The 22908-nt window shown below is 48.9% G+C and carries 21 protein-coding genes and 2 other annotated features; of the genes, 2 read left to right on the top strand and 19 right to left on the bottom strand.

The window, feature by feature from the left end:
• Positions 1-89: 89 nt before the first annotated feature.
• The 19 genes from pgsA to ezrA form a co-directional block, all read right to left on the bottom strand.
• Entirely contained in the window at positions 90-677 is a 588-nt protein-coding gene (pgsA, locus tag LSE01S_RS05940; RefSeq protein WP_061776713.1) for a CDP-diacylglycerol--glycerol-3-phosphate 3-phosphatidyltransferase, read from the bottom strand.
• 72 nt (positions 678-749) lie between these two features.
• Positions 750-1691 carry a helix-turn-helix domain-containing protein gene (locus LSE01S_RS05935; protein WP_061776712.1) on the bottom strand — a complete coding sequence of 314 codons (942 nt, stop codon included), beginning with the start codon at positions 1689-1691 and terminating at the stop codon, positions 750-752.
• A 114-nt stretch (positions 1692-1805) separates the two neighbouring features.
• A complete protein-coding gene (yfmH, locus tag LSE01S_RS05930) occupies positions 1806-3098 on the bottom strand; it encodes an EF-P 5-aminopentanol modification-associated protein YfmH (protein ID WP_061776711.1) in 1293 nt (430 codons plus the stop codon).
• Positions 3088-4368: an EF-P 5-aminopentanol modification-associated protein YfmF gene (yfmF, locus tag LSE01S_RS05925; RefSeq protein ID WP_061776710.1), complete on the bottom strand. Its 1281-nt coding sequence runs from the start codon at positions 4366-4368 to the stop codon at positions 3088-3090. The genes yfmH and yfmF overlap by 11 nt, the downstream gene beginning before the upstream one ends.
• 137 nt (positions 4369-4505) lie before the next feature.
• A complete protein-coding gene (locus LSE01S_RS05920; RefSeq protein ID WP_420843294.1) occupies positions 4506-5303 on the bottom strand; it encodes an amino acid ABC transporter substrate-binding protein in 798 nt (265 codons plus the stop codon).
• 74 nt (positions 5304-5377) lie between these two features.
• Positions 5378-6013, bottom strand: coding sequence for an amino acid ABC transporter ATP-binding protein (locus LSE01S_RS05915; RefSeq protein ID WP_061776708.1), 636 nt, complete (start codon positions 6011-6013; stop codon positions 5378-5380).
• A 17-nt stretch (positions 6014-6030) separates the two neighbouring features.
• Entirely contained in the window at positions 6031-6672 is a 642-nt protein-coding gene (locus tag LSE01S_RS05910) for an amino acid ABC transporter permease (RefSeq protein ID WP_061776707.1), read from the bottom strand.
• 171 nt (positions 6673-6843) lie between these two features.
• Positions 6844-7070, bottom strand: a binding site (T-box leader).
• A gap of 51 nt (positions 7071-7121) precedes the next feature.
• Positions 7122-7928, bottom strand: coding sequence for a septum site-determining protein MinD (gene minD, locus LSE01S_RS05905; protein ID WP_061776706.1), 807 nt, complete (start codon positions 7926-7928; stop codon positions 7122-7124).
• Position 7929: 1 nt separating this feature from the next.
• Positions 7930-8601: a septum site-determining protein MinC gene (locus LSE01S_RS05900; RefSeq protein WP_061776705.1), complete on the bottom strand. Its 672-nt coding sequence runs from the start codon at positions 8599-8601 to the stop codon at positions 7930-7932.
• 18 nt (positions 8602-8619) lie between these two features.
• Positions 8620-9150, bottom strand: a complete 531-nt coding sequence (gene mreD / locus LSE01S_RS05895; protein WP_061776704.1) for a rod shape-determining protein MreD — start codon at positions 9148-9150, stop codon at positions 8620-8622.
• Positions 9151-9163: 13 nt separating this feature from the next.
• Complete coding sequence (gene mreC / locus LSE01S_RS05890; protein WP_061776703.1) at positions 9164-10015, bottom strand: rod shape-determining protein MreC; 852 nt, start codon at positions 10013-10015, stop codon at positions 9164-9166.
• A gap of 83 nt (positions 10016-10098) precedes the next feature.
• The gene (locus LSE01S_RS05885; protein WP_061776702.1) at positions 10099-11103 is read right to left on the bottom strand and encodes a rod shape-determining protein; all 1005 of its coding nucleotides are present in this window, start codon (positions 11101-11103) and stop codon (positions 10099-10101) included.
• Between the two features lie 188 nt (positions 11104-11291).
• Positions 11292-11933 carry a JAB domain-containing protein gene (locus tag LSE01S_RS05880; protein WP_235808307.1) on the bottom strand — a complete coding sequence of 214 codons (642 nt, stop codon included), beginning with the start codon at positions 11931-11933 and terminating at the stop codon, positions 11292-11294.
• A 33-nt stretch (positions 11934-11966) separates the two neighbouring features.
• Positions 11967-13286 (bottom strand): bifunctional folylpolyglutamate synthase/dihydrofolate synthase, encoded by a 1320-nt coding sequence (locus tag LSE01S_RS05875; RefSeq protein ID WP_061776700.1) that lies wholly within the window; start codon positions 13284-13286, stop codon positions 11967-11969.
• Positions 13287-13530: 244 nt separating this feature from the next.
• Positions 13531-16197: a valine--tRNA ligase gene (locus LSE01S_RS05870; RefSeq protein WP_061776748.1), complete on the bottom strand. Its 2667-nt coding sequence runs from the start codon at positions 16195-16197 to the stop codon at positions 13531-13533.
• A gap of 68 nt (positions 16198-16265) precedes the next feature.
• Positions 16266-16478: a binding site (T-box leader), on the bottom strand.
• A gap of 20 nt (positions 16479-16498) precedes the next feature.
• The gene (locus tag LSE01S_RS05865) at positions 16499-17011 is read right to left on the bottom strand and encodes a thiol peroxidase (protein WP_061776747.1); all 513 of its coding nucleotides are present in this window, start codon (positions 17009-17011) and stop codon (positions 16499-16501) included.
• A 175-nt stretch (positions 17012-17186) separates the two neighbouring features.
• Positions 17187-18404, bottom strand: coding sequence for a tRNA uracil 4-sulfurtransferase ThiI (gene thiI, locus LSE01S_RS05860; RefSeq protein ID WP_061776699.1), 1218 nt, complete (start codon positions 18402-18404; stop codon positions 17187-17189).
• A gap of 20 nt (positions 18405-18424) precedes the next feature.
• Positions 18425-19570, bottom strand: a complete 1146-nt coding sequence (locus tag LSE01S_RS05855; protein WP_061776698.1) for a cysteine desulfurase family protein — start codon at positions 19568-19570, stop codon at positions 18425-18427.
• Between the two features lie 161 nt (positions 19571-19731).
• Positions 19732-21462, bottom strand: coding sequence for a septation ring formation regulator EzrA (ezrA, locus tag LSE01S_RS05850; protein ID WP_061776697.1), 1731 nt, complete (start codon positions 21460-21462; stop codon positions 19732-19734).
• A 187-nt stretch (positions 21463-21649) separates the two neighbouring features.
• Between ezrA and msrC the strand changes: the two genes are divergently transcribed.
• Both msrC and rpsD read left to right on the top strand, forming a co-directional pair.
• Positions 21650-22120 carry a free L-methionine (R)-S-oxide reductase MsrC gene (gene msrC, locus LSE01S_RS05845; RefSeq protein ID WP_061776696.1) on the top strand — a complete coding sequence of 157 codons (471 nt, stop codon included), beginning with the start codon at positions 21650-21652 and terminating at the stop codon, positions 22118-22120.
• 200 nt (positions 22121-22320) lie between these two features.
• Positions 22321-22908, top strand: a 588-nt coding sequence (gene rpsD / locus LSE01S_RS05840; RefSeq protein WP_061776695.1) for a 30S ribosomal protein S4, incomplete at its 3' end; no start/stop codon positions are given.

Below are 22908 nucleotides of genomic sequence, written 5' to 3'. Positions count from 1 at the left end.
GATGACTGAGATACTTCCGTTAACTACCGTCATTTCTGTCAAATTTTTTCAAATAAATAACCGCCGATAAATAACCGGCGGTTAGCGGCCTATTCGGCTGAAGAATCAGCAAAGACCTGCCGATTTTGAACAAAGTAATCGATCCCCGAATAGATCGTGAAGAACAAGCACACATAGAAGAAGATTAACGCCATTGGAATATGAATCGTGCCAAAACCAATATTGTTTAGCAATAATAGGATAATCCCGACCATTTGGGTGGCCGTCTTAATCTTTCCCGGCCAAGCAGCCGCTAAGACCCGGCCGCCGGTTTCAACCACGATCAACCGCAACCCAGTCACAGCTAACTCACGACAAACGATGATGGCCACGCCCCAAGCTGGGACGGCCTTCATGGCAACTAACACGATGAAGGCCGTCATGACAATCATCTTGTCAGCCAACGGATCGGCAAACTTCCCAAAGTTGGTCACGAGGTGCTGGCGCCGGGCGATTTGCCCATCCAAGAAGTCGGTGATGGACGCCGCGGCGAAGATGACCGCCCCAATGACTTGAGTCACGGGAATACTAGTGCCCAACCAGACAACTTCCCCCCAATTTAAGGGTAAAACCAACAACAATAGGAAAACGGGAATTAAGAAAATACGAATAATGGTTAAACGGTTTGGTAAATTCACGAAAAGATCCTCCTTTAGGATTTTCACTCAATAAAAAACGAGTCGGCCGTCACGGCCCGACCCGCCTTTAAATTACTTGAATTCCAAGGTCACTTCTTGAACCTGTGACGAGGTCGTGGTACTTGAACTCGTTGCGGTTGTGGTGCCCGTCGTCGTTGAGCTAGACGTGGTCGAAGCCGCACTCGCACTCGTAGCAGAGTTAAACTTAAACTTCTTCCCATCCACCTTGACGGACGTTACCGGGGCATTCCCAAAGTTAAAGGTGACACTGGTTGCTGAACTAGGAACTGTCAAGCTGTGAGAGGTCGAAGAAGACAGCGTCCCTTGCCAAACCGTTGAACCAGCAATGGTGACAGATGTCCAAGCACTCCCAGTGGCCGACAATGAGATCTTTGGCTTGGAGGAAGCATGCTTCATTTCCCAAGTTGATCCGTTAGCCGTGGTGCTCAACTGCTTAAACTTAGCCACACTGGTCTTCTTTGAAGAAGATTTCTTCGAGCTCGATTTACTGCTGCTACTGCTCTTCTTGTTGCTACTTCCGGAAACGCTCACTGAGCTACTGTCAACGTTATTCTTAGTGGTTGAATGACCACTCCGTGAAGCGGCAACCCAGATACCGATCAAGACAACCAAGACCACCACGACAATCCCAATAATCGGAATGGTTCGCCGTAACTTTACATAGCGGTCATCCACTTTTCGCTGCTGGGAACGCGTTTCTGGATTATTTTCATTAACTTTATCCACATACTCCTGGGTTTGCGTACTTGGCAAAGTACTGTCGAATTGTTTCAACAGTTCCGCACCATCCAGATCAACCATGTCGGCGTATTGTTTGATAAACGCCCGCACATAAAAATCACCTGGTAGTTCATCGAAGTTTTGGTCTTCGATGGCAATCAAGTAGCGCTTTTGAATCTTCGTCGATTGCTGCAAATCGTCAAGGGTGAATCCCTTGGCAATTCGAGCATCGCGCAGTGTTTTTCCCAATGTAATCTTACTGTTATCACTCATGTTTAATTCTCCACCTGTTCAAGATTTCTCTACAATGCAGTATAGCATAGGCGCCGCTTCATTTTTAGCAACAGCCTCGATAATTTTGGATTTAACGGTTTCTTAACCTCAACCTCATTCCGGCAAAATGGTATAAACGGTCCGCCGACTCTGCGGCCAGAATGCGTGGGCGCTCGCCCGTAAGTCACTGAATTGAATCTGTTGCAGAACTTCTAATTCGTCAAAGATTGTCGCACCGCCAAACAACGGTCCGTCATATTGGTTTGCGATGGCCTCTTCAGAATTAATGGCCCCAATTAGCCGACCAATGGCCTCGCGCTTAACCAAATCGAACTGGTCACGTGCCGCCACCAACTGATCCTCCGCATGGTCCAGAATCGCCGTCAAAGCCGTTACAAACTGATCCGGATGATCCGTATCGCCGGCCACTTGTGCAAAGTGTGAATCTCGTTGAACCTGGAAGTCGTACCCAAAGCTATCATCGATGATGTTCGCATCGTACAACCGTAAATAATTGTCACTGGTATCGTTGAATAGCAAATCAAAGACCAGTGAAAGCGCCAGGCTGTATTTCAGACCATCCGTCCCTGTGGGAACGGTATCGAAGCCCCGAATACCAATATTAATCTTGGGACGACTAACTGACAGGTGGCGTGTGGTCTCGGCAACCACCTCATCTGGCGTGGCAACCGGGCCCCGTTTCCGTTCAATTGGAACCACTGGCGGAAAGGTCTTGGCTTTTTGATTAGCTTCAATCCAGCCTAACATTTCATCGGGGTCAAATTGTCCCACGACCATCAGGCTCATGTTGCTGGGATGATAGAACGTGTTATAAGCGGCATACAAGTCATCGGCGGTAATCTTCGCAATCGAGTCCACCGTCCCGGCAATATCAATATGCATCGGTTCTTTGGGGTACAAGTTACCGATCATCCCAAAATAACTCTGCCAGCCGGGATCGTCATCATACATTTGAATTTCCTGGCCAATAATCCCCTTTTCCTTATTTACCGTTGCCTCGGTAAAATAGGGATCCTGGACAAAATCTAGTAGAATATCAAGATTTTCTCGTAAATGATTTGTGGTGGCAAAAAGATAGCTGGTCTGGGTAAAACTCGTAAACGCGTTGGAACTGGCGCCGTATTCGCCGAAGAGATCGAAGGCGTCGTGGTCGGCTTTCTCAAACATCTTATGTTCCAAAAAGTGGGCAATTCCATCCGGATATCGAACCACAGTTTGACCATCACGAGGTACGAAGGTGTTATCGATCGAGCCATAGTCCGTGGTCATCAAGGCGTAAGTCTTATGAAACCCGGTCTTGGGAATCAGGATAACCTTAAGGCCATTGGCCAAGGTCGTGGTGCTACGGCTCTCTCCTAGTTCTGGATAATCTTTCTTATTTAACATCCTGATCACCCCCGTGTAGACAGTATGTGGCCTGTAATTGAACCTGCTTTGCCACTCGTTGAACATCGGCAATTGTAATGGCTGCTAACTGATCTTCCCACTCCTTGAGTGGCAACCGCTGCCGCGTTAATTGGGTATTGAGTAACCCCGTTAGCCGCCGCTGCGGGCTATCCAACGCAGCCAGGCGAGCGTTCAACAGGCTCGCCTTCACTTCATCTAATAATTCCTGACTAAGTTTCCCGGCTTGGAGGGTGGCCAATTGTTTGGCCACGATGGCTAAGACCTGATCCCGATTCTGGAATTGAATCCCGGTTTGAACTCCCAAGATGCCAGCATAAGGATTGTAACTGCTGCTGGCATAGTACGCCAGGCTAGCCTTCTCCCGCACGTTGGTGAACAGTAATGAAAGTGGCGTCCCACCAAAGGCGGCATTAAACACCGTTGTCGCCAAGAAGTCGTCATCGTTACGGTAAATGGGTAGGCGGTAGGCCAGGTTTAACTTGGCTTGAACCACGGGTGCCACATCATCGGCATGGGTCACCTCAGATTGGGCTGCCCAATCATAATATGGTGTTGTTTCATCACCTGGTCGATCGGTCAGTGGCCAGGCGGCCAAGGCCGTGGCTACTCGTTCTTCGGTTACGTCGCCAATCACGGCCACATGCACCGCATCGTTGGCCAACATGTTCTGATACGTCGCGGCAATATCTGACCGCGTCAACTGACGCAAGGTTGCCATGTCACCTAAGGCACTCATCGCCTGCGCTGGTTCATCCTTAAAGACCAACTCCTGTAAACGACGGTTCGCCAAATATTGCTTATCATCATCCAGTGACTTCACGGCAGCAAATAAGTTCTGCCGCTGTTGATTAAAAGTCGTTTCATCAAACTGCCCTGCTGGCATCAATGGTGCGAAAATGACGGCCTTTAATAGGGCCATGGCCTGTTCGAATAACGGCCGTTGGTCAGTAAAATTCTGTAAATACTTTTCATTAACCACGGAGCACGTCAACCGAATCACGTGCTTCGTGCCAAGTTTCAAGACACTGATACCAAAACTGGCCCCATACAGTCGTGATAACTCCCGCGACAAGGCCGTTTGGGTGGGGTAGGCTGCCGTACTAGTCTCCAGCACTTGGTCCAGTAACGCCCGCGCTGTAATGGCATCGACAGTTAGTGGTGCCACAAAGTCCACCTTGATTCCAATGGTTTTAAATTGTTGGGTGGATGATACATCGAGGGTTACACCCTCTGGTTTACGTTCACGCACGAACCAATGCCTCCTCTAGTAAAAAAGTTCAATCGACTTTTAATTTTAAGGGAACCCCTGACCAAATACAAGCGAAGGCCACGAAATAATCCCGAGCTAACGTTGACATGGCAACATCAGCCCGGGATTATTTATTCTCAATGATTTTGCAACAACGGCGTATCGACGTTGTGACCAAACCACTTTTCATTAATCTTTTCTAGGTCACCATTGGCGGCCAATTGCTTCAAGCCGGCATTGATCTTCCGACGCATCGTCACGTCGCCCTTACGCATCCCCACGGCAAAACGTTCCTTAGGGAAGGCGCCCACGGTGACTCGATAATCTTCCGGATGCGCTTGGTGCTTGATATAGTAGTTCGCGTAGGTACTGTCGATTAACAAACCTTGAATCCGGCCCACATTCAGGTCGATGAATGCGTTAGTGAAGGAATCATAGGTGACCGCGTCGTGATTCTTAATCCGGTCCTTTAACAGTTTGGGATAGGTGTCAATGTCGTTGGCCCCCGACGAACCCGTTTGGGCGCCCAGCACCTTGCCCTGCATGTCGGCATACGAATCGATCCGATTCTTCTTCAGGGACACCAGGACTTGGTCATTGTTCAGGTAAGTATCGGAAAAGGCCACCTGTCTTTGCCGTTGTGGCGTGATTGAAAAGCCGTTCCAAATCAAATCGATCGTCCCGTTGTGAAGTTCCGTAACGTTCATATTCCAATCGATGCTTTGGAAGTCCGCCTTGACACCATACAGTTTGAAGACTGCTTCGGCTAGATCAATGTCGTACCCTACCAGCTTGCCGCTCTTCTGCCGAAACCCCATCGGGACAAAGCTATCATCTAATCCGATGACCACCCGTTTTTTTCTCTGGATGCTCGACCACGTGTCGGCCGTATTTGCCCGGTGGGTGACGCTGGTCTGCGCACAACCAACCAACATCCCACTCAGGCCCACGACCAGACCCAAGATGACCAAGAATCGTAATGGTTTAATTTTCATTCAATTGGTCCCTCCTAAGCTTTTGGTTCGACCCGTAACATTTGATCGGCAATCGATTCCGCAAAAGGCATGTCATGAGTCACGACGATTTGAGTCATCCCTTCCTGCTTTAAGTCGAGAATGATCTGCTCAACCTCCCGCCGTAAATCGGGGTCCAAGGCTGACGTCGGTTCGTCGTAACACAGCAATTTAGGATGCATAGCCAACGCCCGGACGATCGCGACCCGTTGCTTCTGCCCCCCCGACAACTCGTAAGGAAATAAGTCAGCCTTGCCTTCCAAATTCAATTGTTTTAGCAGTTGGCGAGCTTCCTGTTCCGCCTCAGCAGCGGACTTCTTCAAGACCATCGTCGGTGCGAGCGTGACGTTCTGTAAGACAGTCAGATTGGGGAATAATTGGAAGTCTTGGAAGACAACCCCGATAACGGCGTCGTTGTCCCGATTGGTTGCCGGATCAAAGGCGACACCATCGAGCATAAATGACCCGCCATCAACGCTTGCTAACCCACTGATACAACGGAGTAACGTCGTCTTTCCAGCACCGGATGGTCCAACAATCGTTAGGATCTGACCGTCTGACACAGTCAGGTTAATTTTGTCCAAGATTGTTTTACCGTCAAATTTTTTAGTGATCCCTTTAAGTTCTAACATGATTGACCATCCCTTCTCTAACGCCAGTAACTGTAGTGTCTTTCAAGCCGTTTCAGAATCAGCGTGCAGACCGCCGTCAGCAAGAGATAGATCACGCCAACCAGCAGCATTGGTAGCAAGGTCACGTCGCGGGCCATGGCCACATTACCGGCCCGTAACAGATCTCCTAAACCAATCACATAAACTAACGAAGAATCCTTAACTAAGTTAATAACTTCATTACCAATTGATGGCAGGACAATCTTCACAACTTGAGGAATGACAATCTTCCGTAATGTTTGCCAGTTGGTTAATCGGAGGACCCGAGCACTTTCGTACTGACCATTAGGAATGGCTTGTAGCCCCCCACGGAAGATTTCCGCAAAGTAGGCCGTGTAGTTCAAGATAAAGGCGAAGAGGGCTGCATCATAGCGTTGAAAGACCACGCCAATGATTGGTAGGCCATAGAAGACAAAGATCAATTGCAATAATAGCGGGGTTCCACGCATCAACCAAACGTAAATGTTGATCAGCCATGTCAGTGGTTTGAACCGGGTCGTCATTCCCAGTCCCACCAGAATGCCTAGTGGAATGGCAATGATAATCGTCCAGAAGAAGATGGATAAGGTCATCCCCGTCCCGGAAATTAATGATGGTAAGATCTGTTCAACATAGTGCATCGTAATTCTCCTCCTTTAGCAAACAAAAAACGCCCTCCTGAGAAAAGTTCTCAAGAGGGCGTCCAGACGCTGTTCCACCTCACGTTTACAACGGGCTCACGCCACGCTGACTCAGTGAGTTGCTAACTGACCTCAATAAAAAAATCCCCTTAGTCTCCAGAAATTCGGGACTAAGAGGACGATTAAATCGTGGTTCCACCTCTGTTTGTCGTTCTATCGCTAAGACGACCTCAGTGAGTTGTTAACAACTCCAGCTGTAACGGGCTAACCCGAATCGTCTTACTTGCTTCAGACGACCGACTCACAGATGTGGTTCGTTTCCCGTCGACCGCCCCTTTCCATCACCGGGGCTTTCTGTTGGTCCAACACGAAACTACTCTTCCGTTCAATGTCTTTTTATTCATTGCCAATATACTACGAGTTTTTTCCCGTACCGTCAAGCTAATTTTTTAGCCGCGATGGAACCAGCTGCTAATGGTATGCCAGAAGCCACCGGTTTCCTGTTCCTCTAACTTCATGAGGGGCACCGTTTCACCTTCAAGTCGCCGAGCCACGTTCCGGTAACCTTGAGCCGCCGGATTGTCGGTCTTTAAGACGATCGGCTCACCTTGGTTAGACGTCGTAATCACGGCATCATCATCAAAGATGATCCCCAACAACTCAATCCCCAGATGCCGGGTAATCTCGTCGATATCCATCATGGAACCATCCTGCATCATGTTCCGGCGAATCCGGTTGATTAGCAGGCGCGGTGCTTCCTTCAGTGGATGCTGTTCCAACAGGCCCACGACTCGATCGGCGTCTCGGACAGCGGAAATTTCTGGTGTCGTGACGACAATTGCGGCATCGGCACCGGCAACGGCATTCATGAAGCCTTGTTCGATCCCGGCCGGACAATCGATTAACACGTAGTCGTAATCCGGCTTGAGTTCGTCAACAATTTCCTTCACATCTTCGGGTTGAAGAGCTGTCTTATCCGTGTTTTGAGCGGCTGGCAACAAGAATAATTTGTCATCGAATCGCTTATCCTTAACCAGTGCTTGGACGAGCTTGGCCCGGCCCTCAGCAACATCCACGATATCGTAGATGATCCGATTGTCTAAGCCCAAGACAACGTCCAAGTTCCGCAGACCAATATCCAGGTCCATCATGCAGACTCGTTTGCCCATTAAGGCCAGCGCTGTCCCAATGTTAGCGCTGGTGGTCGTCTTACCGACACCACCCTTACCGGAGGTAATTACAATCGCTTTTCCCATCTCAAATTCCTCCAATCCGGTTATATAACTTCGGATTAATCTTCTTTAAATTGTCCAGATGGCCATACGACAGGACGTGTAAGTCATTGACGTAGGCAATCGTTTGGCCTGAATCCGTCAACTGGTCCGGTTCAATAATGTCAAACTGTTCAGCAATTCTAATTTGTTGCGCCGTTTGAAGATTTCCCATAATCAGTTTGGATTCGTCATCCGGGTAACCTGCCTGCAAGATTCCTGCCACATTCCCCATTGAGAAAATGTTACCGGTCGTCCGAAGCTTTCCACCCTCGTGAATCGTTCCTAAGAAAAGGACATCCCCTTGCATAGAAACCTCCTGACCATTCCGAATAACCTTACTCAACAGGTGAACATTCTCACGTTCACGCAATTGAATGGCATCCGCCACAGTCATAACATTCGCGGTAATCTTATGGATTTCAAACCGGGAGTAATTACCCACCAATTGTTCAATTTGAGTCCGTTCATCCGCGGTTAAGATCCGGTCTTCCGTCAAGACATCTAACGAAACCTTGCTGGCTTCGAGAGCCTGGGGGTCGGCCTTCAAGTTCTCCAACAGGTCCTTAAGATCCACCATGACTTGTTCGAAGCTGGCGGACTGTTTTAGTACTAAATCATAACCGTTTTGCGTTCCCCGTAATACGGCAGCTTGCATAGTCTTCGTTCCCTTCGCCTATTTTAACCAATTATACACCCATCGAATGGGGAAGAATAAGAGGACAAACATGGCTAGATTAAAGGCCAAAGTTGGCCCTAACGTGTTCACCATGAAGTCACTTCCCGACATTGACGACAAGTGAACTGCCCGGCCGGCCAGGTATCCCAACGCTTCCAAGACAGTAATGTCGATAAAGTAGATCAACAACCCACTCAAAAAATTTGGCCGGATATAGCTAACCAGTAATCGCGTAATGTAGACCACTAACGGGAAAATAAAGATATAGATCCCAAAGATCCCCGTGTAATAGACATCAAATACGATCCCAGCAACTACTGCCCACCGACCAATCGGCATGTCAAAATCATTGGCATCCGCCTCAAATAAGACCCCACAGACTAACCATAAAACAACCAGATGGCTGACCATAGCCGTTGGATAATGGAACATGTGGGTACTAAAGTTTTGACTGATCGACCCATCGAGCAGCAGCATTAAGAACAGGATAATCGGAAAGCCAAAGCGTAACTTTGATAATCGATACACGTGCCGTTCCTCCCTACTGCTTCGTTACAGCAACCGTCACAATGTTCAGGTCACTTAAATCGGTAGCTGGATTAATATTCAGCTTCGTTGACAACCCGTAGTCATCCCCACTAGTCTTGGCAACCTTACCTACGTAAAGTCCCTTCGGCGTTACGCCACCAAGGCCACTCGTCACGACCTTATCACCCTTACCAATCTTGGCCTTCGTGGTGATATTGTTCATGGTAATCTGACCCGTAGTGTTGTTATAGCCACTCAGAACTCCATTAACCGTCTTGCCAGACTTAGTGGTAATCTGAACGGCAAACCGGTTAGCAGAATCATTGTTGTCGGTAATAAGTTCAACCTTGGAATTGGTCTTGTTCACTTCGGCAACCCGGCCAACTAAACCGGAACCAGACATGACCGGCATATTCTTAACTACCCCGGCAGAAGACCCCTTGTTAATGATGACTTGGTTCTGCCATGAAGATGGCGTCCGCGTAATCACAGCGGCTGAAATTGCGGCATAATCGGTTAAAGACTCGTTTAGTTTGATCTCTTGTTTTAATTGCTTATTTTCCTTGGCCAGGGTTTGGTCACGCACCTTGGTTTGGGCTAATTCGCTAACTTGTTGCTTTAATTGCTGGTTCTCTTGATACGTATTCAACAATTCGGAAACCGCGCCGACTGAACCACTCAGTCCATTCGCTGGAATTGCAACGACCCGGTCCGTCAGACCGACAATGTCATTACCGAATTGTTGGATCAATGGGGGCGTCGATTTCTTATTACGAATAGCCACGGACACCGTCATCAAGGCAAAACTAACAATCAAGCAGACGATAATAATTACCAGTCGCCGATTGAAAGAAAATTTCTGCATGTTTGACCTCCATCTTAATTAACATTGGATCACTACCAATGTCGTCACAATAAAGAAGCGGGAAGCTGCCTTCCCGCTAGTCCTTACTTTTTCTTCATGACGTCGATGCTCTTTAAGGATTCACCGGTCCCAGCAGCAACACAATCTAACGGGTCGCTAGCAATGGAAACCGGAACCTTAGTCGCATCAGCAATAACTTCAGCGAGGTTTTTAAGTAATGCCCCACCGCCGGTTAAGACGATCCCATGGTCAATCACATCGGCAGCAATTTCTGGCGACGTTTCTTCCAAGGTTTCCTTAATGGCGGAAATGACATCTTGTACAGGTTCTTGAATAGCCTTGGCTACGTCAACAGCGGAGACTTCCACAGCCTTAGGTAACCCAGTGATTAAGTCACGCCCACGAATGGTTGCGCCCTCAATCTTGTCGGCTTCTTCCACTGAAGCGGAGCCAATGTCCATCTTCAGCTTTTCAGCAGTCCGTTCCCCAATCAACAGATTGAAGTTGGAACGAACATAGGTGGCAATAGCGTCATCCAGCTTGTCACCGGCTACCCGGATTGAACGACTGGAAACGATCCCACCAAGGGAAATTGTTGCCACATCGGTGGTCCCACCACCCATGTCTACAACCATACTACCGGTTGGGTCCATCACTGGTAACCCGGCACCGATTGCGGCTGCAAATGGTTCTTCAATGACGTAAGCGTCTCGTGCACCGGCTACTCGAGTAGCGTCAATGACGGCCCGCTTTTCAACTTCCGTAACGCCACTTGGAACACAGACCATCACGTATGGCTTACCGCTAGACTTCCCAACAGTCTTTTCGATAAAGTACTTCATCATGGCAACCGTCGTATCGTAGTCCGCAATGACCCCGTCTTTCATTGGGCGAATGGCAACAATACTTGCTGGCGTCCGGCCAATCATTGCCCGTGCGTCTTCACCAACGGACACAATTTCTCCGGACTTCGTGTTCTTGGCGACAACGGAAGGTTCGCGAAGAACGATGCCCTTACCGTCAACATAAACAATTGTATTGGCGGTACCAAGATCGATTCCTATATTTTTCGTTCCTAATCCGAACACAGTGTTTCATCCCTTCATTGTCAACAAAATTTTAATGGATTTTTGACTTATTATTGATCGATAGACGTATTATAACATACTCATCTAAGTGAGAACACGTCGACAATGTCAAGAATACCGAACTTTTAATCAGAAAGAAATAGCATTAAGTGATTTTAATCAGTTTTTAAAGGTTATGACTTATTTCGTCACTGTTGTAATGGAAGCACACCCTGCTCCCGCCAACTAAAATAGGTCGTTGCGCCCACCACGAAAGCATCTAGCAAGGGAATCCCCATCAATTCGCCACACTGGACAACCCGCCGCACAAAGGCCAGGTCTTCCGTGGATGGCGTGACGCTACCACTCGGATGATTATGTGCGATGATGAGTCCTGCCGCTTCGTGAAGCACCGCCAATTGAAAAATCTCTCGAGGATGGACGGGACATTGGTTTAAGGTTCCCTGAAAGACGGGTTGCCGCAACAAAATGCGGTGTTGATTATCCAGTAATAAGACATCCACTCGCTCTTGGCCCAGATATCGTAGTTCATCGATCAGACATTGTCCCAATTGGCTAGAACTCAAGACCTGACCGACAAATTGACGCGGTGCCAGCTGCACCCATCGACCCAGCTCGATCGCCGTCAAAAGTCCCCAACGGCGTGAGTCACCGGCAACATACGCCCGACGCTGTTGCTGGCTGGCATAGCGCAACTGATCCCCGCTCGTGAAGAACGCAAAGAAACGATCTACCTCGGCTATCGCTGGTAATCCTAATTGGCGTAACACGCGCCGAACCAGTTGTCGTTCGTTTACCCTCGTCAGTCGTACTCGTTTCACAGTCGTCATCCCCTTAGGGCCTAACTCCGATAACTGGTACGATTATTTTTCATCATCCTTAAAGTAATGCCGAACCTCTGAGATAAAATACAGGGAACCCGTTAACAAAAGGAGATCCTCCGCCGACATCGTCCCCAAGGCTGTCCGTAACGCCGTGGGCCAGTCTGGCGCCATCGTTACCCGATCAGACTGGTTGACGGCTCCCTCTAATTCATCAGGGGTGGCCGCAGCGCGCTGACCCGGCCCCTGAAATTGGGTCAAGATCAGATGAACATTGGGGACCTCAAGGAGTGTGGCCACCATTTTCTGATACTGCTTATCGGCCAGAATTGCCAAAACAATATAAACGTCATTCTGGGCAAAGTGGCGTCGTAACAAGGTCGCCATTTCCACCATTGCCGGTTCGTTATGCGCACCATCAATGGCAATCAGCGGTTGCTCACTGACCCGTTCGAAACGACCCGGCCATCGAGTCCCCTTCAGCCCTTGACGAACTTCAGCCGTGGTCACCGTTAATCCTCGTAATCGCTGAGCCAACGTAAAGGCGGTCAGTGCGGTCGCCGCATTATCAATTTGATATTGCCCCAACAAGCCGACCTGTAATTGTTCCCAGTGTTCCGGACCAAATTCATAGGCAAACCGTTCACCCCATTGGGCTTCTGGTTCGTTTTTTACCCGAAAATCTCGACCCAGCGCAGCAACTGTCGTCACATTAGCCGCCGCTGTCTGATCCATCACCGCCAAGGCATCCTCAGGTAATCGGCCACAGACTACCGGCACCCTAGGCTTAATAATCCCGGCCTTTTGCGTCGCAATCTTCGGAATGGTATCCCCCAGGATCCGCATGTGGTCCATCCCGATCGTTGTGATGACTGAGACCAACGGCGTTATAATATTGGTCGAATCATACAAACCACCTAGGCCCACTTCAACCACAACAATATCTACCGGATGAGCCGCGAAATAGCAGAACATTAGCGCCGTATCAATTTCAAATTCCGTTGGCCCCTCCTCCGCTAATTCATCATCTAGTTGAGCAACTATTGGCTGAATCTGATTCACCAAGGCCACCAACTCATCGTCACTAATTGGTTCCCCATCGTGACTAATTCGTTCGTTGAAACGGGTGATAAACGGCGAGGTGAAAGTTCCCACCGTATCCCCACTGGCCATGAACAAGTCCCGAAGGAATGCTACCGTAGACCCCTTGCCATTGGTCCCGGCAACGTGGACCATCGTTAATTCGTGCTGGGGGTCACCCAACCGTGCCATGAACTGCCGCATCCGATCCAGCGTGGGCTTCTTCTTAAACCGATCCCGGCCATGAATGAATTGCAAGGCCTCCGCATATGTTTTAACCACTCTAAAACCTCCCGTCAAGCTTCTGTTATCCAGTGTAGCAGACTTCCTGGCGAACGACGAAAAAAGAAAGTGAACGAAACGGGGTTAGCCAACAAACCGTCTGGTTGAACGCCCAAAGCGTCTGCTTTTAGCCTGGTTACTGATCAGCTTTAGGCGGTCCCGGCTGCTTGCTAACGTCTATTTACATAAAATGGCCAAGCAAAAGAGCCTGGGGTTTTGCCCCAGGCTCTTTCGTTTTCCCACATTAAAGTTGGGCTTTGATTTCAGTTAATCGTTGTTTGATTGCAGCTAACTTCTTTTCGTTATCCGCTTGTTTTTCACGTTCGGCGGCCACGACCTCTTCCGGTGCGTTCGCCACGAAGCGTTCGTTCCCAAGTTTCTTGGTTGCCCGGTCAACTTCGGCCGTGTACTTGGCAACTTCCTTGTCTAAGCGTTGAGCTTCGTCGTTCAAGTCCACCAATTCAGCCAACGGTACGGAAACTTCCGCATCCGTGATCACACTGGTCATGGCCAACTTAGGCGCCACGAGGTCGGCACCAATGGCGAAGTCCTTCGGGTGAACAAACCGGTCGATGTAGTCCCGGTTATTCTCGAAGACCCTTTGCAAGTGGGCGTCACTCGTCTTGATCTGTAGGTCAATTGGCGTGGACATTGGTGCATTGGCTTCCGCACGGATATTCCGAACGGCCTTGATCAAGTCAATTAGACTGGTCATTTCACTTTCGGCCGTTGGGTTATCGAATTCAGCATGGGCCACTGGGTAAGCGGCGGTCACTAAAGATTGACCGTCATGTGGCATGGCTTGCCAGATGGCCTCAGTAACGAATGGCATAATCGGTTGCAATAAGCGTAGCGTTTGGTCTAAAACGTAGGCCAACAGATCCTGCTTGGTTGCCTTGGCAGCGGCATCATCACCGGTCAGGACTTCCTTACTCATTTCAATATACCAGTCACAGAAGTCGTTCCAGATAAAGTTGTAAAGGGCCCGGCCCGCTTCACCAAATTCGAACTTGTCGAACATTTCGGTAACATGCTTAACCGTGTCATTCAATCGGCTCAGAATCCAGCGATCCGTTAGGTCCCATTTGCTTTCGGCAGGCACCACTGGCTTGGTATTTTCACCCAAGTTCATGATGACAAACCGACTAGCATTCCAGATCTTGTTAATGAAGTTCCAAGCGGAGTCCATCTTCTCGTAGCTGAAACGAACGTCTTGCCCGGCCGTCGAACCGGTGGACAGGAACCACCGTAAGGCATCGGCACCATACTTATCGATCACATCCATTGGGTCAATCCCGTTACCCAGGGACTTACTCATCTTACGACCCTCTTCATCACGAATCAAGCCGTGTAACAGCACGTGCTTAAATGGCCGTTTACCCGTAAATTCCAGACTTTGGAAGATCATCCGAGAAACCCAGAAGAAGATGATGTCATAACCCGTAACCAAAGTGTCAGTTGGGAAGTAACGCTTGTAATCGGCACTGTTTTCATCGGGCCAACCCATCGTGGAGAATGGCCACAGAGCACTGGAGAACCAGGTGTCCAAGACGTCAGGATCTCGTTCCCAGTTTTCTGGATCCTTAGGGGCTTCCGTATCAACGTAAACCTCACCCGTTTGCTTGTTGTACCAGGCTGGGATCCGATGACCCCACCAAAGCTGCCGAGAAATAACCCAGTCATGAACGTTATCCATCCATTGCGTAAAGGTATGTTCGAATCGTTCGGGAACAAAGTCAACAGCGTTGTCACCGGACTGGTTCTTAACGGCTTCCTCGGCCAATGGCTTCATCTTCACGAACCATTGTGTCGAGAGCCGGGCTTCAACCTGAACCCCGGTCCGTTCGGAATGACCAACGGAGTGCACAATTGGGTCAATCTTCAACATCAAGCCCTGGGCATCCAAGTCGACAACCATGGCCTTACGTGCGTCGAAACGGTCCATACCGGCGTACTTGCCGGCCTTGTCGTTCATCGAAGCGTCTTCGTTCATGGTGTTAATCCGTGGCAAGTCATGCCGGTTACCCACTAAGAAGTCATTTGGGTCATGGGCCGGCGTAATCTTCACCATCCCCGTCCCAAATTCAGGATCAACATATTGGTCGGCGATGATTGGAATATTCCGGTCGGCTAATGGCAACACAACTTCTTTGCCTACCAGCGCCTTATAGCGTTCATCACCAGGGTTAACGGCAACGGCCGTATCCCCCATCATCGTTTCGGGACGAGTCGTGGCAATTTCAATGTAATGTTCGCCATTGAAGGTAAAGTCCGGATCGGCAAATGGGTACTTCACGTGATAAAAGGCCCCTTTGTCATCCTTGTGAATAACTTCGATATCAGAAAGAGCGGTCCGGGCTTGCGGATCCCAGTTAATGATGTACTCGCCTCGGTAGATCAGGCCCTTCTTATACAGGGTTACGAAGACCTTCTTCACGGCATCCGATAACCCATCATCCAGCGTAAAACGCTCCCGTGAGTAGTCAAGGGACAGGCCCAGCTTGGACCACTGTTGGTGAATGGTTGCGGCATATTCGTCCTTCCATTCCCAAACCTTCTTGATGAAACCCTCACGACCTAGGTCATAACGGGAAATACCTTGTTCACGCAACTTGGCTTCAACCTTAGCTTGCGTCGCAATCCCGGCATGGTCCATCCCTGGTAACCAGAGCGTATCGAACCCCTGCATCCGCTTCTGGCGAATAATCATATCTTGCAGGGTCGTGTCCCAAGCATGGCCTAAATGCAGCTTACCAGTAACATTTGGCGGTGGAATAACGATTGAATACGGGGTTGCCTTTTGGTCCCCACTGGGTTTGAATACATCTTCGTCCAACCAAGTCTGATACCGGCCTGCCTCAATCGCAGTCGGGTCATACTTGGTGGCCATGTCAACTTCTTTATCTGCCATATTTTCAATTCCTTTCTTGACATCGAAGTCTGTGGCAAAACGCACAAAAAAAGACTTCCTCCTAAAATCATTAGGACGAAGTCTCTTCGCGGTACCACCTAAATTGGGCGTTCAAGCCCCACTTAACTTCTTTGTTAACGGAGTGTGCTCCGGACAGGACTTACTCAAATTCAGTCCTTCGGCTCCCAAGCTACATTCACCCCAGTGGTTTGACCGGTTCCCAGCAATCCCGGCTCTCTAAGCAATCCCACTAGCGCTACTGACTTGATCAACGCCACTTTTTAATAGTGTACTCAATTATTTAGTCAGCGTCAACTCGTGAAACCAACTTTTCCAGTGCCTCAATGGCTGCCAGGTAGTTTGGTTCGTCAGTTTGTTCGCTAACAATTTCCCGATAAGTTACCTTACCAGTATCATCAATGATCCAGATTGACCGTGCCAGGTTCCCGGCGTTGGGAACGTACAGACCCATTTCGTAACCGAAGGAGAGTTCTTCATCGGATAATAAGTCAACGTTCTCCACGCCTTGAGCCGCGCACCAACCGGTTTGTTCCGCAATAGTATTGTTCGAAACCGTCAGGAATTTAGCGTCTGGGTAGTGATCCGCCTGCTGAATAAACTTGCGAGTTTGCAGGGTGCAAACTGGTGTTGCCAAGTCTGGAACAACACTAATCAAAGCAACCTTGCCAATCAAATTAGCCGTCTTGACCTTGGCATTGCTCTGATCAAACAGTTTAAACTTTGGTAATTGGTCTCCTACGTCTGGGACAGTCCCAGAGAGAGCCATCTTGTCGCCGCGCCATGATACTTCCACGCAGATCAACCCCTTCAAATTGATTAACCGGCTTCCACCGATCATTAGCTTAATTATCGCGCATTGCCCCCTGGCCTGACAAGCGTTTTCATCGAAAAAGCCAAAAAACTCTATCTACCGGCCCACCAATCCAAAAAGGACCCGGCGCTAGGCCAGATCCTTGAGCATTGATTGATTAAAGCAGCTCCGCGAAAACGTCCTCGTTTTGGTTCAAGAACTTATCGTTTGGCCGGATATCCGTAATCGTGATGCCGTCCAGGGCTTCCTTCATCAGGCCCTCAACGTCGATATACTTTTCATACTTCCGCGACTTTTCCAAATCAGGCCGCGTCTTTGGTGCTGGCGGCGTGAAAATGGTACAGCAGTCTTCGTACGGCAGGATAGACAGGTCGTAGGTGTCGATGTCTTCGGCAACCTTGATAATTTCCGTCTTATCCATCGACAACAGTGGTCGTAAGATTGGCATTGTGGTCACATCGTTAATGGCCATCATGCTTTCCAGCGTCTGTGAAGCCACTTGGCCCAACGATTCACCGTTAAAAATCCCCTTAGCATGCCGCATCTCGGCGATAGCGGCCGTTAAGCGCAACATTAGCCGTCGTTGAATGGTCATCAGGTAACCCTCTGGCACCTGTTCCTTAATGGTCTCTTGGATCTTCGTGAACGGCACCTGGATAAACTGAATGCCACCGGAGTAACCGGCCATTCGGGCGGTCAATTCCTTAGCCTTAGCTAGGGCTTGCTCCGAGGTGTATGGCGGACTGAAGAAATGCACCATATCCAACTTAACCCCCCGACGCATGGCGTAATATGAAGCGACCGGCGAATCAATCCCCCCAGAAAGCATCATTACGGCTTTACCACCCGTTCCAACCGGCAGGCCCCCGGCTCCTTGGATAGTTTGACCAGACAAGAAGACCCCGTTCATCCGCACCTCAACTCGTAAGGTAAGATCGGGCTTTTTCATTTTAACTTGAATGCCCGGAACATTCTCTAAGATGTAGCCTCCAAGCAAATCATTCAAATGGTTGGTATCGTATTCGAAGGCTTTGTCCTGGCGACGCGTGTTGATCTTAAACGTCATGCCCGGTTTAAAGATTTCCTTGACCATGGCCAAGGCTGTCGCCTTGATGGCGTCGATATCCTTTTCCACCTTAACGGAAGGTGAAAAATTCTCAATACCGAAGACGCCGCCCAATCGGTCCATCACGGCGGCAGAATCTGCGCCGTTTAGGGTGACGTGTAGCCGGTCGTGTTGCGCCTTAACTTCGACATCGTCGAATTGTTGTAAGGCTTTGCGGACGTTGTGACCGAGTTGCTTGATGAAGTCCTTCTTATTCTTACCCTTCGTCGACAACTCGCCATAGCGTACCATGATTTCGCTGTATTTCATTCCGCGACCCCTTTCGTCGTTTAGCTTAGCTTAGCGAACTCCGTGTACAGTTCATCAAAGACTTGGTTAAATTTCTCAGCTTCGGCCATCGTGTTATGCTCGTCCAATGAGATCCGCACCGCACTCGTGGCAAGGCCATCATCAATTTTCATGACCTGCAGAGTGCTAGATTCGACGTGTTTCTTGGATGAACAGGCACTCGTGGTCGAAATGTAAATATCATGTTGCTCAAAAGCGTGGACAATCGTTTCCCCGCGGACACCGGCGATGGCAAAACACAGAATGTGTGGGGCAAAGACTGGTAAGTCCTTCGAGAAGATCGTCACATTCGAAAATTTTTCAACATGCTGCAAGATGGCTAACCGAATCTCACGTTGTTGCTTAACCTTGGCCTCTTCATCTTCCAACAGTAGTCGCATGGCCTTAGCCATCGCGGCGATTGCTGGTAAGTTTTCGGTCCCGGAACGCAAATCGCGCTCTTGACCACCACCGGCCATTAATGGCGCGATCATCCGGCCTTGACGTTTGTACATAAAACCAATGCCTCGTGGCGCATGGAACTTATGACCGGAGAAGGTCACGAAGTCCACGCGATCGTTAAAGATCTGCTTGAACAGACCCTTCCCGATTCCTTGCACGGCATCGATATGCCAGTGAATCTTAGGAAAGTCCCGTAAGACATCCGCAATTTCTGCCAAGGGTTGCACGGCCCCAATTTCGTTATTGATGGCCATGGTTGAAACCAAAATCGTACTTGGACGAATAGCGGCCCGCAGGTCGGCTGCGGAGACCCGGCCGTTTTCGTCAACAGGCAGATAGGTAACCTCAAACCCCAATTGCTTTAATTGCTCCATGGAATTGTGAACGGCTGGATGTTCAACCTCAGTCGTAATCAAATGGTTGCCAAATTCCCGTTTCTTCATCGCTGTACCCTTGATGGCCCAGTTATCACCTTCGGTACCACCACTAGTGAACAAAATTTCACTCAGCGACGCCCCCACCAAATCGGCAATTTGCTGGCGAGACTGCTCCAGTAAATTGAAGGCTTGCTCACCAAAATTATGCAGGCTAGATGGGTTTCCCCAGTAGTTAGCACTCACTTTGGCATACGTATCAACGACGGCCGGCGCGGGCTTAGTCGTTGCACTATTATCAAAATAAATCATACAGAACCCTCTTATCTATTCTATTGGTTCGACTCCGATAGAAATTCTTTTTCATTATAAACACAAATGTTCTTAACCACAAGTCCTGTTGTTCGGGCAAAACCGGTCCCGTCACAAAAAAACGAGGCGCCGACTCAATGGTCCCACCTCGTTACTCATGCTTATTCAGCTGGCTTTTTCTCTGGCTTTTGGGTTCCCTTACGATTGTAATAGGCATCCTCTAGGCGCTTGTACGATCCAGGTTCAACTTCATCCAGGACGGTGGCAATGGTTTCCAATGCTTGAGCATACTGAAAGTCTTTTTCGAAGAGCTGCGACGCCTTCTTGCTGGCGGTCGCCACGTCTTCGTGACTGACTTGATAGCGATTGGCATACTGCAACAACTGCTCGGCCAACTGCGAGCTATCAATCAAGTCCTCAGTCTTCTCCTTTAGGGTATCTAGGTCGGTCTGGATAATCAGCAATTGCTTGGTGATGCGTTCCATGTCGATCTGCGGCTGATCCATGTCAGTAGCCAGTTGCGCCACCTCATCACGAACCACGAAGAAATAGTCCAGGTAAGTTTGGGGAATCCCGGGTAAATTAAGATTCTCCACCTGACGACGGAGACTGTGCAGGTTAAAGTCGAATTGTTGTAGCGTTTCGCGGGCTTGCCGTTCCTCATCGACCAGACCAGCCACGCTCTTCAGAATTTGCCCCTGTTGTTCTTCAATCTGAGTGAGATCTTTATTTTGATGTTCCTGATGTTCCAAGATTTGAGAATATGTAGCTTGTTTGTCGGCAATGGCCTGAACGTCCGCCTGGTAAATACCATCAATCGTCCGAATCTGCTCATTAAGTTCGCGGGCAGTTTCCAATTCTTGATGGTCCAAGGTGTAGTTCTGACCGAGCCGGTCAAGTTCATTAAGTAAGGTATGACTTTGGTTCTGGGCGTGGGCAATAAACTTAGCCACACCATCTAGATTAGCCGTCACTGGGGCCTTCGCATCAAGCTCAGTCTGCATCAAGTCGTAGACCTGATCAATCTGATTGGCAATCCGGTCGTTAACCACCTGAGCATCCTCGGGACGTAAATCCTTCAGGGTCGCCAAGTTCTCGTTGATCCGGCCCTCAATCTTTTGAATCAGATCAGGTAAGTTCATTTCACCGAAGTGATAATGCTGATCGCTGAGTTGTTGGTATCCACTCTTTAACTCTTTAACCTGATCAGGATAGGTCACCGTTAAGTCCCTGTACAATGGCGGAATATCGGCAATCAAGTCATCAAGAATACTGGTATCTTCCTTCAACTGTTCGAGGACATCTGCTGCCCGCTCGTGGTCCCCTTCTTTAGTCAGCTGGGTAAAGGTATCAAAATCATCTTCCAATTGACTGAGCCGTTCTTCGAGCTGGTCAATGCTGGGGCCAAAGGCAAAATTCTTAGCCAACAGGGTCTTACGGAGTCCCTGATACTTTTGCTCTAATTCATGGACGGCCTGACGATGTTGCTTGTCCACCTCTTGCAGATTGGCCAAGTCAGCTTGAACGGATTGGATTAACTCGTCGGTCTCATCAACTAACTGGGTCACCTTATTTAAGGACTGTCGTAGTTGGGGTAAATTAATCCCCCGAGAATCATCGGTTAACTGGCTCAATTGTTGGTCAATTCGTTCAAACCGATTCTCTTTAATATCCGTATAATCCGCCTGTAAGTCTTCGTAATTTTCAAGAGAATGGCCAGTTAGGCTCATCTCCCCCACTAATTTAATTTCATCCGCTAAGGGGATGGTCATCATGGATTCTTTCTTAGTGGTGAGGGCTGCCACCTGTTTCCGTACCCGTTGCTGGTAAGCGAGTACGCCCAGGTAGACGATAATCGCCAGAATAACGATTCCAATTAGCACACCAATCATTTTGACCCCATCCTTCATCCGCTTTTAAAAACGCTAACAAGTTGCAAAAAAGCGTCGTTCATTTTACAATTTAATCTAATTTCGATTATAGCATAAGTGACGCCTACGCTTCACTAGGTTTTCGGGATTCACTGAACGTTTTTCGCTATGAGCGAATCAGAATGACAAAAAATTTGGAGGCCTTTTCATGAGTGAACCAATTAATCCGATTATTAACGACCAGCTCGACGCCCTACTTCATGGGGAAACCAATTTAGTGGCTAATCTAGCCAATGCCTCCGCACTATTGATGCAAACTCTGACCGACATCAACTGGTCGGGATTCTATCTTTACCAACCGGATACCGACGATCTGATCCTGGGGCCCTTTCAGGGAAATGTGGCCTGTGTCCACATCGAAAACAACAACGGGGTGTGCGGGACGGCCCTAGCTACCCAAACCACTCAACTGGTCCCGGACGTTCATCAATTCCCCGGTCATATTGCCTGCGATTCGGCCAGCAACGCTGAAATTGTGGTGCCACTGACCTTAAAAGATGGCACTAAACTGGGCGTCATGGATATCGACTCCCCACTTAAGGGACGGTTCACCACGGCTGATCAAGCCATTCTGGAAAAATTTGCAGCTGTTTTATTGTCACACATTGACAAAGCCTAACTAATCTGGGTATAATGGAGTTTGTGTAAAATAATGCAGCGATAAGTGGTAAGCTCGTCAACAGATTGTTGCCGTTACATTGGTTCAGGAAGTAACCTGCGGCTGCATACGGTGAAACCTGCAAAGCAATCTGCACGAATACTAAACTTATAAACAGCTTATTTTACTCCAAATAACTTATTTTATTGGAGGAACTATCTATGTCTCGTTACACTGGCCCAAGCTGGCGTATTTCCCGTCGTTTAGGGGTATCCCTTTCCGGCACTGGTAAAGAATTAAACCGTCGTCCCTACGCACCTGGTGATCATGGTCAAGGTCGTCGTCAAAAGTTATCTGAATACGGTACGCAATTGCGTGAAAAGCAAAAGCTCCGGTTCACTTACGGCATGACTGAACGTCAATTCTTCAACTTGTTCAAGCGTGCTGGTAAGATCAAGGAAGGTACCCATGGGACCAACTTCATGATCTTGCTCGAACGTCGTCTTGACAACGTGGTTTACCGCTTAGGTTTGGCAACGACTCGTCGCCAAGCTCGTCAATTGGTTAACCATGGTCACATCACCGTTGATGGCAAGCGCGTTGACATCCCTTCATACGAAGTCGAAGTTGGCCAAGTCATCTCCGTACGTGAAAAGTCTAAGGACATGCCAGTTATCAAGGGTGCTGTGGAAGCCGTTGTTGGCCGTCCACAATACGTCCAATTCGACGCTGACAAGCTGGAAGGTTCCCTTACCCGCTTCCCTCAACGTGAAGAATTAGATGCAGAACTCGATGACTCTCTTATCGTT

The organism is Levilactobacillus senmaizukei DSM 21775 = NBRC 103853 (assembly GCF_001592085.1).
GTDB lineage: Bacteria > Bacillota > Bacilli > Lactobacillales > Lactobacillaceae > Levilactobacillus > Levilactobacillus senmaizukei.
Note: the sequence above shows the minus strand (reverse complement) of the source record. Positions and strands in the feature narration are given on the sequence as shown.